Source organism: Pseudoalteromonas sp. Scap06, from assembly GCF_013394165.1.
Classification (GTDB): Bacteria; Pseudomonadota; Gammaproteobacteria; order Enterobacterales; family Alteromonadaceae; genus Pseudoalteromonas.
This window is the reverse complement of record NZ_CP041331.1, coordinates 419,987-434,082: the sequence shown is the minus strand read 5'-3', so window position 1 is coordinate 434,082 and position 14,096 is coordinate 419,987. Positions and strand designations below refer to the sequence as shown.

Annotated in this window: 11 protein-coding genes; all 11 read left to right on the top strand. The window is 39.6% G+C overall.

The window, feature by feature from the left end:
- Positions 1-217 precede the first annotated feature (217 nt).
- The 11 genes from FLM47_RS17380 to FLM47_RS17330 all read left to right on the top strand — a co-directional run bounded on the left by FLM47_RS17380 (position 218) and on the right by FLM47_RS17330 (position 13,853).
- Positions 218-2,107, top strand: coding sequence for a methyl-accepting chemotaxis protein (locus FLM47_RS17380; protein WP_178957114.1), 1,890 nt, complete (start codon positions 218-220; stop codon positions 2,105-2,107).
- Entirely contained in the window at positions 2,104-3,210 is a 1,107-nt protein-coding gene (locus tag FLM47_RS17375; protein WP_178957113.1) for a GGDEF domain-containing protein, read from the top strand. The genes FLM47_RS17380 and FLM47_RS17375 overlap by 4 nt, the downstream gene beginning before the upstream one ends.
- Positions 3,197-3,808, top strand: a complete 612-nt coding sequence (locus FLM47_RS17370; RefSeq protein WP_178957112.1) for a DsbA family protein — start codon at positions 3,197-3,199, stop codon at positions 3,806-3,808. Before FLM47_RS17375 ends, FLM47_RS17370 begins: the two co-directional genes overlap by 14 nt.
- Before the next feature lie 223 nt (positions 3,809-4,031).
- A complete protein-coding gene (locus FLM47_RS17365) occupies positions 4,032-4,784 on the top strand; it encodes a DUF3450 domain-containing protein (RefSeq protein WP_138606484.1) in 753 nt (250 codons plus the stop codon).
- A 10-nt stretch (positions 4,785-4,794) separates the two neighbouring features.
- Positions 4,795-6,162 (top strand): MotA/TolQ/ExbB proton channel family protein, encoded by a 1,368-nt coding sequence (locus tag FLM47_RS17360; RefSeq protein WP_138570563.1) that lies wholly within the window; start codon positions 4,795-4,797, stop codon positions 6,160-6,162.
- Positions 6,163-6,165: 3 nt separating this feature from the next.
- A complete protein-coding gene (locus FLM47_RS17355) occupies positions 6,166-6,693 on the top strand; it encodes a MotA/TolQ/ExbB proton channel family protein (protein WP_008111501.1) in 528 nt (175 codons plus the stop codon).
- Positions 6,694-6,746: 53 nt separating this feature from the next.
- Complete coding sequence (locus tag FLM47_RS17350) at positions 6,747-7,157, top strand: biopolymer transporter ExbD (RefSeq protein WP_008111500.1); 411 nt, start codon at positions 6,747-6,749, stop codon at positions 7,155-7,157.
- 6 nt (positions 7,158-7,163) lie between these two features.
- On the top strand, positions 7,164-7,769 hold the full coding sequence (locus FLM47_RS17345; protein ID WP_008111498.1) for an energy transducer TonB: 606 nt from the start codon (positions 7,164-7,166) through the stop codon (positions 7,767-7,769).
- Between the two features lie 37 nt (positions 7,770-7,806).
- On the top strand, positions 7,807-9,135 hold the full coding sequence (locus FLM47_RS17340) for a lipopolysaccharide assembly protein LapB (protein ID WP_178957111.1): 1,329 nt from the start codon (positions 7,807-7,809) through the stop codon (positions 9,133-9,135).
- 314 nt (positions 9,136-9,449) lie between these two features.
- Positions 9,450-11,057 carry a hypothetical protein gene (locus FLM47_RS17335; protein WP_178957110.1) on the top strand — a complete coding sequence of 536 codons (1,608 nt, stop codon included), beginning with the start codon at positions 9,450-9,452 and terminating at the stop codon, positions 11,055-11,057.
- A gap of 72 nt (positions 11,058-11,129) precedes the next feature.
- A complete protein-coding gene (locus tag FLM47_RS17330; protein ID WP_178957109.1) occupies positions 11,130-13,853 on the top strand; it encodes a TonB-dependent receptor domain-containing protein in 2,724 nt (907 codons plus the stop codon).
- Positions 13,854-14,096: the final 243 nt, after the last annotated feature.

Here is a 14,096-nt window from a genome sequence, read left to right as displayed (position 1 = left end):
TACTTTTCTAAAAGGCAAGTTGCATAGAGTCTTTCTTTGCGACTAGTTAGACCGTCGCTATTAAAAAATCATCTTATAGATATTTTTCTGTACATCAAAATAATACTTTATCATTATTTTTTAAAATTTAATCAATCCCAGCTTATATTTGCTAAGACTTTCAGTTAAAAATTTGTTAAAAAGACAGTGATAATAATGATTAATTCTTAAGGTACTTATGTTTAGCTCGCTGAAATTCACCTCCAAAATCACCATCGCTGCGTCATTGGTCTTAGTTTTAGTGTTAGGTGTTTTCACTATTAACAACTATTTTTCAATGCGTCATCAAACTCAAGAGCAGCTATCTTTAGTATTAAAACAAAATTCCCAGTCTGTATCGCAGAACATTGCAAGCTGGCTGAATAACAAGTTAGCCATTGTTATCTCGCTGGCAAACACCTATCAAGTTACAGACGCTAAAGCGCTTACATTATCGCAATTAAATACTGCAGAGATGGCAGGTGATTTTAAAAATACTTACATCGGCGAATCCTCAGGCGCGTTTATTTTAAATGATCAAAGCGTCATTTTACCCGACGATTTTGATGCAACTAGCCGCCCTTGGTATAAGTTGGTTGAAAACAAAACTAACACTGCATTCACCACCCCTTATATTGATGTAACCACCAATGAACTGACCATTTCAGCTGTTGCGCCCATAAATATTAATGGCCAATTTAAAGGAGTTGCAGGTGCTGATATTGATATGCAAACCATAGCTAAAATTATCGACGATATTGATTTTTTAGGGTTAGGTTATGGCTTTTTATTAGATCATAAGGGGCAAATACTAAGCCATCCAAATAGTAAGTTAAATTCAAAAGCGCTTACTGAATTATTTGGAAAAGACATTGAGCTGGCTGATACTTTTACAGAGCACCAAGTTGCTGATGAAACTGTTTTAGTGTCATTTACTAAAATTCATGGCATAGAAAATGTTGATTGGTATTTAGGAGCAGTGATCAATAAAGACACGGCTTTCGAAAGTGTGTCGGCATTTGGTCAAAAAGCACTGATTTACTTAATAGTAGGCACCTTAGTCATTGTTTTTGCGCTACAGCTTTTATTGCGTTACTTAATGCGTCCTATGTATCGCTTAAACGATGCTATTAGAGATATAGCTCAAGGTGAAGGCGATTTAACTCGTCGCCTCAGTGTAGAAAACGATGATGAGTTTGGTCAGTTAAGTAATTCATTTAATATTTTTATAGAAAAAATTCAAAATTCAATTGTTCAAGTTAAGTTTTCAGCGCAATTGTTAGAAACAGCTGTTGCTAAGCTGGTTACGCAAACAGATTCAACCTTGACTATGTACGACGATCAAAGTGAACGTACTAACAGCGTAGCATCGGCAATTAATCAGTTTTCTGCTACCGCCACAGAAATTTCAAGCAGTGCAAGTAATGCCTCAACGCTTGCTAAAGATGCTGATCAATATTGCGCTAAAAATCAGCAAACACTGACTAACAACGTATCAAGCATTCATCAACTTTCGCAAAATATAGAGCAAGCGCAAGAAACAATTAATAGTTTAGATTCACATACCGCCAATATCGGTAATGTATTAGCAGTAATTAAAGGAGTGAGTGAACAAACTAACTTGCTCGCTTTAAATGCAGCGATAGAAGCCGCACGTGCGGGTGAAGCGGGAAGAGGGTTTGCCGTTGTTGCCGATGAAGTAAGACAATTAGCACAACGCACTCAACAATCAACGCAAGAAATTGAAAATACGGTTATTGAACTGCAAAAAGGCTCAAGCTCTGCCGTTGAACTGATGAAAACCAGTTTAGAAGAAAGTGAAAAAAGTGTTCAGCAAGCGGATGCCGTCGGCGACGTAATGAAGCAAATAATTAGTGCGATAAGGCAAATAACGGATGCTAATCATAGTGTGGCTAATGCCACAGATGAACAAAACCAAGTTGTTAAATCATTACACTCAGATATTCATGTTATTAGCGACTTATCTACTCAAGGTCAATCTAACCTTAACCTTACTTTAGAGGAATGTACCAAGCTTAAGCATCAATTTAGCGACTTAGATCGGATGGTTAAAAAATTCAAAGTATGATCAATAAAACAAAAATAAATAAACCAAACTGGCTTAGTCTAGTTAATATTGACAGTGTTTATAGCTTTGATAGACAACGCCAAGCGTTTTCTTTATTTACCATGATAGCGATTGCCTTGGTGTTAATTACTTATTTGGTGATTGCAAATTATCGCGTTTATGCACCTATATTAACTGCCGCATTAATCTCAGTTAACTTAACGATTGTAGGGTGCATCGTTTATTTTATAAAAACCAAAAAGCTCAATGCTATTGCGTTAATTACTCTGATGATTGTATTTTTGATGTGTTTAGCATTGGTATACACAGGCGGTAAAGATAACACTGCTTTATATTGGCTTATGTTTTATCCTGTTGCTGTTTTCGCCATATTGGGTGTTAAGTTTGGCGCATGGTTAAGCAGTGCCATGTTATTGTGCTGTATTGTTATGTTGTATGGCCCCGATATGGGGCAGGTTATTTATGGTGAGGTAGAAAAAACTCGTTTTGTTGCTGCATTTTCATTAGTGCTGGTGTTTTCTTTTATCGGTGAGTATTTTCGTCACCGAAGCCACCTTGCCATTGCTGATATTACCTTAGAACAAAAACAATACGCCTATACAGATCAGCTCACAGGTGCACCCAACCGTCGCTTTATTACCTCTCATTTTTTAAAGCTTGCTGCTTCACGACCTGCACATTATTTACCGCTGTCTATATTGCTCCTAGATTTAGATAACTTTAAACAATTAAACGACACCTATGGTCATGATTTTGGTGATACCGTATTAATAGAGTTCACTAAATTATTAGAGTCGCAGTTTCCTGCAACCGCCCTTAAAGCCCGTTATGGTGGTGAAGAGTTTGTAGTAATTTTACCGCAGCTAACGACCATTGAAGCCAGTATTTTAGCTAATCGCTTTAGAGAATGCGTGCAACATCATGTAATGTTAACTGATAAACAACAACGAGTATCGTTAACCTGCAGTATTGGCATTGCACAAGCTAATCATGTTGACGACTTCAACAGTGCATTAAAACAAGCCGATGAATATTTATATCAGGCAAAATCACAAGGGCGTAATAAAGTCATATTTGCGCAGGGCGAGCATGTCAGTCAGTAAGCTTATCTATGTGCATGATCCTATGTGTAGCTGGTGCTGGGGTTATAAACCTACTTGGCAAAAGCTAGAAACTGCTTTAGTAAATATTCTACCTATAGAATATAGAGTCGGGGGGTTGGCGGCAGATAGCGACCAGCTAATGAGTGCTGATATGCAGTTGCAACTACAAGGCATATGGCAAAACATTAACAACCAATTAGGCACTGAGTTTAATTTTAATTTTTGGCGAGAATGCCAACCACGCCGCTCTACTTATCCTTCTTGTAGGGCGGCATTAATTGCTCGTAGCTTTAACAAAGAGCCACAGATGATTGACGCTATTCAACAAGCGTATTATTTAAAGGCGCAGAATCCATCGGATGAAGACGTGCTTATTAAACTATGCGAAAAAATTGGTTTAGATCCCTGTTTATTTACTCAGCAGTTACACTCTAAGGAACTTCAGCGTCGCTTTTATGATGAGCTTAACTTTGTTCGCAGTTTACCTATTCAAGGTTTCCCTTCGTTAGTATTAATACATAACAACCGTGCTTACCCTATTGCTATTAACTACATAGATTGGCAGCATACCCTTAGTGAAATACAGTCTTACTTATAAAATTTACGCTTCAAACATTACCCTGCACTTTAAATTCAGCCAATAAGGCTAATTTATTACCATTGTCATAAAAGCGACTTTTTTACGCAACACGCTTGTCATTTTTAATCTATACACTTTCGCTCATTGAAACTATCTCGCTTTAAAATGTTTTTTCATAAACAGGCTAAAGCGACTAATAAACACTAGCAAATCCGCTAATTAACGAGCAAAGGTGTATACGATGAAAGGCGTTAAACCATTAATTTTAGCTGGTATTGTAGCCGCAAGTGCAGCAGTCCACGCCAATGATTTAAACACGGTAATTGATAAAAGTAGCGACATTAATAATTTAGCTGCGCAATCACAAACAAAAATAGACAAGATTGCAGATTCAATGCAAGGGCGTTTACAGCAATTTAAAACCCTAAATAAAGAAATAGATGGTTTAGCCGTTTATAACGCACAGCTGACAAAACAGTTAAATAACCAAATAGAAGAGATGGAATCGCTTAATTTATCAATGGATCAGGTATCGATTATTGAGCGCCAAATAACCCCTTTAATGCTTCGCATGATCACCGGGCTTGAACAGTTTATTGCCTTAGATGTGCCGTTTTTAAAACAAGAACGTAAGCAGCGTCTTGAATCGTTAAATGCAATGATGGAGCGTGCTGATATTTCATCAAGTGAAAAATTCCGTCGTGTCTTAGAAGCTTATCAAGTTGAAGTTGATTACGGACGCACTATTGAAGCGTATACCGCATTGCTTGATGTGGACAATAAAGAACGTGAAGTTGATTTTTTACGCATTGGCCGTTTAGAACTCATTTACCTTACCCGCGATGGCAAACAAGCAGGTAGTTGGGATCAACAGTCACAGTCGTTTGTTGCACTGCCTGATTCAACCATTAGCCAAATTAATAAAGGGCTTCGCATTGCGCGCAAACAACTAGCCCCCGATATGTTAACACTGCCAATTCATGCTGCAGAATAAGAGGTTTACCATGAAATTATTAACGAAAATGACAAAAATGGCCGTGTTTGCAGCCAGCTTAGGTTTTTCAGGTGCGATGTGTGCCGCTGAACCAATGAACTTAGATGCCTTATTAAAAACGTTAGAGCAGGGTAAATCAGCGCAATCAGAACAAAATAAACAACGCGAACAAGAATTTGCAGCACGTCAAAATGAACAAGTGCAAATGCTGAAAAACACCCAAGCTAAACGAAACCAAATGCTTAGCGAGTCAGAGCGTTTAGAAACGCAGTTTGAAGAAAACGAAATTAAATTAGCTAACCTAACCGATACTTTATCAAAGCGTATGGGTTCATTAAAAGAGCTATTTGGTGTGCTACAACAAGTTGCTGGAGATTCTAGCAACAAGTTTGCAACCTCGGTGGTATCGGCTCAGTTACCTGGGCGTAGTACTTTTATGGACGAATTGGCGCAAAAAATGGGTTCTACCTCAAAGCTTGCGTCTATTGAAGATATCGAAAAGGTTTGGTTTGAGTTACAACGCGAAATGACCGAACAAGGAAAAGTAAGCCGCTTCAATACTGATGTAATTGTTGACGGTGGCAATAAAGTACAAAAAGAAGTGGTACGTGTGGGTGCATTTAACCTTATTAGTGACGGTCAGTACCTAGAGTATACGCCTTCTACCAATACCATTAGCCAGCTTACTCGCCAACCAAGTAGCCGCTTTACTGCGACTGCGGCTGATTTGCAGCAAGCAAACACCGGTGTGGTGCCGTTTGCCCTTGACCCAACGGGTGGTTCAATTTTAGGTTTGTTAGTACAAGCCCCTGATACCAGCGAGCAAGTTCATCAAGGTGGTGCAGTTGGTTACGTTATTTTAGGCGTTGGCTTATTAGCGTTATTAATTGCGTTAGAGCGTTTTGTATCGCTCCTGCTGATGGGTGGAAAAATCCGCCGTCAATTAAAAGACGATACAGCCCGTGATGATAACCCGCTAGGGCGCGTCATGAAAGTGAAAGACCAATATCCTAATGTGGCGTACGACACGCTTGAGCTTAAGTTAAGCGAAGCCATTTTACGCGAAATGCCAAAAATCACCCGTAATCTAACGCTTATTAAAATTATCTCTGTGGTAGCGCCATTGCTGGGCTTACTCGGTACTGTAACCGGGATGATTAATACCTTCCAAGCAATTACTTTATTCGGCACTGGCGACCCTAAACTAATGGCAGGCGGTATTTCGCAAGCCCTGGTTACTACGGTATTAGGCCTTGTTGTTGCTATCCCTACGGTGTTTTTATACACCTTATTGAATACTCGCTCAAAAGGCTTACTGCTTATTTTACAAGAACAAAGTGCAGGTATTATTGCCGAGCGAAGCGAGAAAGGAGCTTAAACCATGGTGCTATTGATTGATTCAATCAATGCTATCCGTGATTTTCTCGACACGGGTGGCCAAGTGCTCTTGGTCATTGCCGTGTTAATTTTCGCGATGTGGTTATTGATACTCGAGCGATTTATGTACTTTTTTAATGGCTATCGACACTACAAAAAAGACGTTAAAAATACGTGGAAAACGCGCAGTGAACGCAACAGCTGGAACGCAGAGCAAATACGCCAGGCCATGGTGTCACGCGCCAGTATGCGATTAAATGCAAACTTACCGTTGATTAATGTAATGGTAGCGCTGTGTCCACTATTAGGATTGCTTGGCACAGTAACAGGGATGATAGAAGTTTTTGATGTAATGGCCATTACAGGTACAGGCAGCGCACGCTCTATGGCATCGGGTGTATCAAAAGCAACCATACCCACTATGGCAGGAATGGTCGGTGCGTTATCTGGGGTGTTTGCCTCAACCTATTTACAGCGTAAAGCAAAGCGTGAAGTTGAATTGTTGCAAGACACTATGGTGTTAGACCACTAAATAATTATTGAAAAGCGGTGTACATAATCACCGCTTGTTCTAGGAGAAGTAAAATGAGAGCCCCATTAGGTAATTTATTCCAAGAAGATGAAGCAGAAGAAATAAACATGACTCCTATGCTGGATGTTGTATTTATTATGCTTATTTTCTTTATTGTTACAGCCTCGTTTGTAAAAGAAGCCGGTATTGATGTAAACCGCCCAGAAGCAGCAACGGCTGTTAAAAAAGAGCGGGCTAACATATTAGTAGCTATTTCAGATCAAGGCGAAATTTGGATCAATAAACGTCAAATAGATGTACGTGCTGTACAAGCCAACATTGAACGTTTAAAAGCTGAAAATCCACAAGGCAGTGTGGTTATTCAGGCCGATAAAAAAGCCACTACAGAAACCTTGATAAAAGTGATGGATGCCTCGCGTGCAGCGGGTGTATTTGATGTTTCAATAGCGGCTCAAGAAGGGTAACGAGTGATGCGTTATGTACTTGCGTTAATTATAGCGGGTGTGGTGACCTTTATGCTGTTTTTAGGTATGCAGGCATTGATCACCGGCGGAGAAGGCGCCATGACGGAGCCTGCAAAAGGGAATGTGTTGGATTTTGTCCGTTTGAAAAAAGAAGAAACGGTGCAAAAAAAGGAGCGCAAACCACAAAAGCCACCAACACCTAAAGAGCCACCACCGCCAATGGAATCGCCACAAATGCAAAGTAGCGATAACAACGCTGCTAGCAACAACTTTGATTTTGCTGCCAATGTCGATGCTGATGTAAATCTAGCGGGTGGATTAGCGTTAGAAACCAGTGATGGTGAGTATTTACCCATAGTAAAAGTGGCACCGGTATACCCAAGGCGTGCGTTATCGCGTGGTATTGAAGGGTATGTCATTGTTGAGTTTACAGTGACCAAGCAAGGCACAGTGAAAGAGCCACAAGTTATTAAAGCCGAGCCAGAGTCACTGTTTGACAGAGCAGCGATGGATGCGGCCCTTAAGTTTAAATATAAACCGCGCGTTGTTAATGGCGAAGCCGTTGAAGTAGCCGGTGTGCAAAATAAAATTTCTTTCCAAATTAATGGTTAATTCTGTTAAGTAAGTAAAGAGTGAACGTGAGGCAATTATGAAATTAAAACTAACAACCAAGCTATTAAAGCTTAGCATGTTGTGCACTGTTGCAATCAGTGCCAGCGTTGTTACACCAAGTGCATTGAGTGTACTTCCGGGTGTAAATTTGGCGACAGTACAGGCCGCTGAACAACAAAAAACAACACGAGTGCCCGCACTTCGTGAAAAGGTATACAGCCAATTAGCACGCGCCCAAAAACTTGCGGATGATGGCGACAGTAAAGCGGGTTTAGACGCGCTTGACAGCATACAAGCGCGCTCATCAAGTATGAATTCGTATGAAATTGCGATGATGCATAACTTTTATGGGTTTATTTATTACAATGAAAACGACCTTGTAAAAGCGATTGCCTCATTTGAAAAAGTGATTGCAGAAGATGGCATTCCAGAAACATTGCGTTTGAGCACGACATTCAGTTTAGCGCAGCTTGCAATGGCTAACAGCGACTACAAAAAGGTGATTGCATTTTTAGACAAATGGGATGCCATTAATACAAAGCCTAAAACTGATGCGTATTATTTATTAAGAGCGCAAACCTACTATCAATTAAAAGACTATGCGCAAGGCCTAAGTTACATTACCCAAGCCATTAACTTAAGTGATAGCAATGGCAAAGTACCAAAAGAAAACTGGCTGGTACTGCAACGTGCTATGTATTACTCACTTAACCAAACCGATAAAGTAGTGAGCGTACTTGAGCGTATGGTAAAGCTTTACAATAAACCTGAGTACTGGGTGCAATTAGCCGGTATGTATGGTGAAACTGGGCAAGAAAAACAGCAGCTTAGTATTTTAGAAGCAGCTTACCAGCAAGGATTTTTAACCTCTAAATCTGACCTAAGACAGCTTGCGCAGGTATATTTATATAATCAGCTTGCCTACAAAGCCGCCAGTGTAATGAGTAAAGCAATAGAGCAGGGCATTGCTGAACCTACGGCTAAAAATTATGCCTTTGTAGCCGAGGCCATGGTACAAGCTAAAGAAGATGCTAAGTCGATTAGTTACTTTACCAAAGCTGCAGAGCGTTCGGAGCATGGTAAATACGACCAGCGCTTAGCTGAAGTGTATGTAAACACAGAGCAGTATGACGAAGCTGCTGATGCAGCACGAATGGCGCTGGATAAAGGCGGCCTTGATTTCGAATCAAATGCGTTTGTTGCTTTAGGAATGGCGCAATACAATTTACAAAATTTTGATGCGTCTATCCTGGCGTTTGAACAAGCCGAAAAGCACAAAAAGTCACAACGTTTAGCCCAGCAATGGATCAAATATGTAAAACGCGAAAAAGTGCATGCGCAAACATTAAAAACAGCACTACTTTAATTTTTATAGTGCGATTATTAGTTCTTAATTGACGCACTAAAAACCATTTCATAATTGCACTACTCAAACCACACTAACATTAAGTTTGTGTGGTTTTTTTGCGTGCACTTTTAAAGCAACCTATTGATTTTTAGTTAATTAACATTGTCATTTTATGTTTATTAAAGTGTAACTTCATTGTCATAACACTCCCGTATTGTACTTCGTATTCGATAACTCAAGTGACCTTAATGCATGAGTATCGTGCCTTAAAGTGACTTAAGTTATTACTTAATGCGCTAACACAATAATTAAATACTTTTACGGAGTGAACAATGAAATTATCTGGCTTATTCAAAATCAGCTTAGTGGCTACAGCAATAACACTTGCTGGTTGTGGCGGTGGAGATATTAACGTTACACCTACGACAGTTGATAACAGTGTAGACAATTCAGTGACTAACCCAGGTGGTGATAATGGTGGCGATACTGTAAGTTGCGCCACATACACATTAGATGGAGCTACATTTACAGGTGAAGCAGAAGGCGTAAACTGCTTATACAGCCAAGCATTTGCAAGTAATGCAAAAGAAATTACTAGCTCTTTTGTTATCCCTGCGCTAGACGATGGCGGTGCCCATGTATTTGAAGGTGCTTTATTTATAGGTGACGATGTAGACACATCTACAGGCGCTACTATTGATGTTAATGGCCCAACATTGTCTATTGAAGCAGGCGCTACCATTGCGTTTACCAAGCCAGAGAGTTTTATTCGTATTGCACGTGGTGCAAATATTGAAGCAATTGGTGAAGTAGATAAGCCAATTATTTTCACAAGCATTAAAGAAGTTGATGGTGATGATTCAACAACCGCTCAAATTGGGGATTGGGGTGGCGTTCAGGTAAATGGACGTGGTCATTCTATTCGTTGTACAGCGACAGCTGCGGCACAAGACATGTGTAATCACTCAGCTGAAGGTATTGTATCTTATTACGGTGGTAATGACCCGCAAGATAGTAGCGGTATATTAAAGCATATTGTTATTAAGTATGCAGGATTTGGCGTTGAAGGTGATGAGCTAAATGGTTTAACACTAAATGCTGTTGGCTCAGGCACAACAATTGATTATGTTCATGTACATAATGGTTTTGATGATGGTATAGAGCTCTTTGGTGGTAGCGTTAATCTTAAACATATTGTTGTTACTGATACTGGTGATGACGGTATTGACTGGGATGAGGGTTGGAAAGGTTACGGACAGTACATTCTTGTACGTTCAAATGAATATGGAAATCATGGATTTGAAACAGATGGCGCAAAAGTTGATCCACTATCTGCAGACGCACAAGATTTAGTAACGACTGTATCTAACCCAACTATTGCTAATGCAACCGTTGTTACTACTGGTGATCAAGGTGCTGAAGGGCGTCGTACTGGTGCCGGTATGGAAATGAAAGAATGGGGTAAAGCGCAATTAGCTAACATGTTGTTTGTAAACTCATCATCTGTAGATGGTGCTGGCTGTTTTGATTTATATAATGAAAAAGATAAATCAGGAGATGCTGGTGTGCATGCCAATGCAAACAACGGTGATATCGCATTTATGAGTTCAATATTTGCGTGTGGTAAGAATTTTGAAGACGTAAATACTCCTTTAACCGGTGCGTTAGCAAGCTTTGATATCAATACCTGGTTTACTGGTGGCGAAAATAACCAGCTGATTGGTTTTGCTGATTTTGCAAATGTGCTTGGTGCGGATGGTGTTTCAACTGCAGCAACTATTACAGACTCACAAGGTACTGCGGTAGCTACAACAGCGAAAGACATGAGTGAAGTTGACTCTTTCTTCACTAACGCAGGCTACATTGGTGCACTTAAAGAAGGTGAATCAAGTGAATGGGCTGATTTTGTAGCTGCATCTTTACAACGCGCTAGTAATTAATCTAGACCGGCTCTAATTATAAGGCGCTCTGGCGCCTTTTTTAAGGGAATTTTAGGTTTAGAGGATATAAATATGAAACATCAAAAGCAGTTTAAAACTAATCTAATAACGTTATCTCTGCTCTCCCTTTTTTCTTCATTTAATTCTTTCGCTGAACAGGCACAAGAAATAATCAATGAAGAAGCGATAGAAGAAGTTGTTGCAACAGGTACACGCCTCAAAGGCAGTGCTAGTGCCGTAATTGATGAACGTAAAAATCAGGCATTTGTTGCTGATATAATGGGTTCAGAGCAAATATCTAGAACGGGTGATAGCGATGCCGCTTCAGCACTTCGCCGTGTTACAGGCTTATCTTTAGTTAACGATAAGTTTATTTATGTACGCGGTTTAGGTGAGCGTTACTCAAGCGTGCGTTTAAATGGCGCAGTTGTTCCAAGCCCAGATCTGACCAGAAATGTAATACCACTTGATATTTTCCCATCAAGTATTATTGAATCTTTAGCTGTTCAAAAAGCCTATTCACCTAATATGCCTGCGGCTTTTGGTGGTGGTGACGTTAATATCAGGACGAAAAGCATTCCAAGTGATACTTTATTTAAAGTTGAGATTGGTGCTAGCTATAAAGATACAAACGATGAAGGCTATACATATAATGGCGGCAGTGATGACTGGTTAGGTAAAGACGATGGTACACGCGCCTTACCAGGAGCCGTTAAAACGGCGCTAAATACCTATATTAATGGTTTGTCTGATATTTCATACAGAAATATAAGAGATGTGGAGTCAAGACGTCAGGGGGCTGATATTGGTCAAGCAGCTGCAATAGACTTAAATAAAAGTTTATCAAAAGCACTACCAAGAGATTTTGGCTTAGAAAAAGAAAGCTTAAACCCTGATGCAGGCATTAAAGCTGTTTATGGCGACCGATTTGATAACTTATTTGGTTTAGATGGCTCTTTTGGCTTCTTAGCATCAGTTGCTTATGAAAATGAATGGTCTAATGCAGAGAAGTTTAGCGCAGTACTTTCTTCTGTTGACGCATCTGAATCTGAATGTTCAAAAGATGACTTTACTTGTTACTCTGCCACAGAGAAAGAAGTATCAACAAAGCATAATATAAAATTAAATAGCTCTCTAAATTTAGGTTATAAAATTGGCGGCCATGATTTAACAGCCACCTATATGATGCTACGAGATACTGAAGATGAAGCTTCTGTTGCGCTTTACCAAGAGCCTTCAAAGTCATTAAGCATTGATGCTGGGCAATTACAGCGAAGCCACTTAACCTCTTTTGAGGAACGGGAACTTGAAATACTTCAACTTCGTGGAATGCACAATTTAGAGTGGAGTTTTCTTGAAGGTGTGGGTGTAGATTGGCAATACACTGATTCAACAGCGACGACGAGTATACCTGGCGAGCTTGAAGTAACGGTGCGTGATGAGTACGCCGATGGCGAATATCAACGTACTTTTTATAATGGCAGCTTAGGTGGTAATCCTTATTTGTATCGATTTGTTGAGCTAGAAGACGATGTAGAAAACTGGGGCGTTAATGTTAACAAAGTTTTTTACTTTGAGAACGCCGAAGTTGAAATCGCGGGCGGCGGCTATTTTGTTGAAAAAACGCGTGATTACCGCACAGACTTTTTTAACTATCGCTTCAGCCAAACACAGTCTTTAGATTTAGCACAAAGTGAAGAAGAAGCGCTGTCAATTGGTAGTTTCTTTGCTAATGATGCTGTTATCGATTCAACGGATGTAGAGTTATTGTTTCAAGAACCTACAGCCGATGATTACCTAGCAGCGCAAATGATTGATGCTTATTACGGCTCTTTTGATATCACTTTTGCTCAAGATTGGCGTTTAAGTGGTGGTGTGCGTTACGAGGACTTCCGCCAAGTTGCCCTTGCTTTTTCTCGCTCAGCATTCGATCCTGCTTTATTGGCAGATAAATTAAGTGCAGATGCGATAAAACAAGCAAGTGTGATGGAAGATGAGTATTTTACTTCATTATCTATGACATATAGTCAGCAGTCGTACCAAGTTCGTTTTGGCTATGGCAGCACGGTTGTTCGTCCTGATTTGCGTGAGCTAAGCCCTGTTCAATTCCAAGATCCGTTGACTGGTTATCGAACGCTTGGTAATCCATTCTTGGAATCTAGTTACCTAGATAACTTTGATGCACGTATCGAATTTTATATGGACAATGGTGATAACTACTCAGTTGGCGCATTCTATAAAGATATAGATAATCCAATCGAAGCATTATTAACCGAAAGTGACGGCCGTTTTACTCTGCAGTTTGACAATGCAGATACAGCCTATGTTTACGGTATAGAAGCTGAATGGTTAACTGAGTTGCATAGTGATTTATTGGGTGGTGCTTTTTTTACTTCTGGTAATTTAACGGTTAGTGATTCAGAAGTTGAAATTGCACAAGAACAGCGCGCCGACCTTACAAATCTAAAGCGACGTATGACTGGCCACTCAAAGTATGTTGCCAACCTACAATTGAATTACGATTCGCATGATGGCATGCATCAAGCTTCAGTTATTTATAACGTATTTGGTGACCGTATTTTAGCTGCGGGTGTTAACAACTTTGATGACGCTTACGAACAACCTTTAAACTCGTTAGACATGGTTTATAGTTACTACCCAACGTTTAATACCACATTAACACTTAAAGTGAAGAATATGTTGGGACAAAACTTTGAAGTAGAACAAAATGATGTGTTAATTCGTTCTCAAGAAATGCCTAGAGAACTGAGCGTCAGCTTTAGCTACGAGTTTTAAAGCCCTCGAACGACTAAAATAAGCCGTTACAACCCTTAGCCCTGCTATATGTAGGGCTTTTTAGTATCTCAGTTTTAAACGTAGTTGTAGTTTAATATTTTTTATATAAATAGTTTTTTTAATTCTCTTTTATCTTAAGCATCATTCACTTCATACACATACTCCCTCTAAATCATTTAACTTTAATGATTCTTTAACAAATAAAGCATGATTGTTGTTTACATTTAACAGGCTGTAATTAAG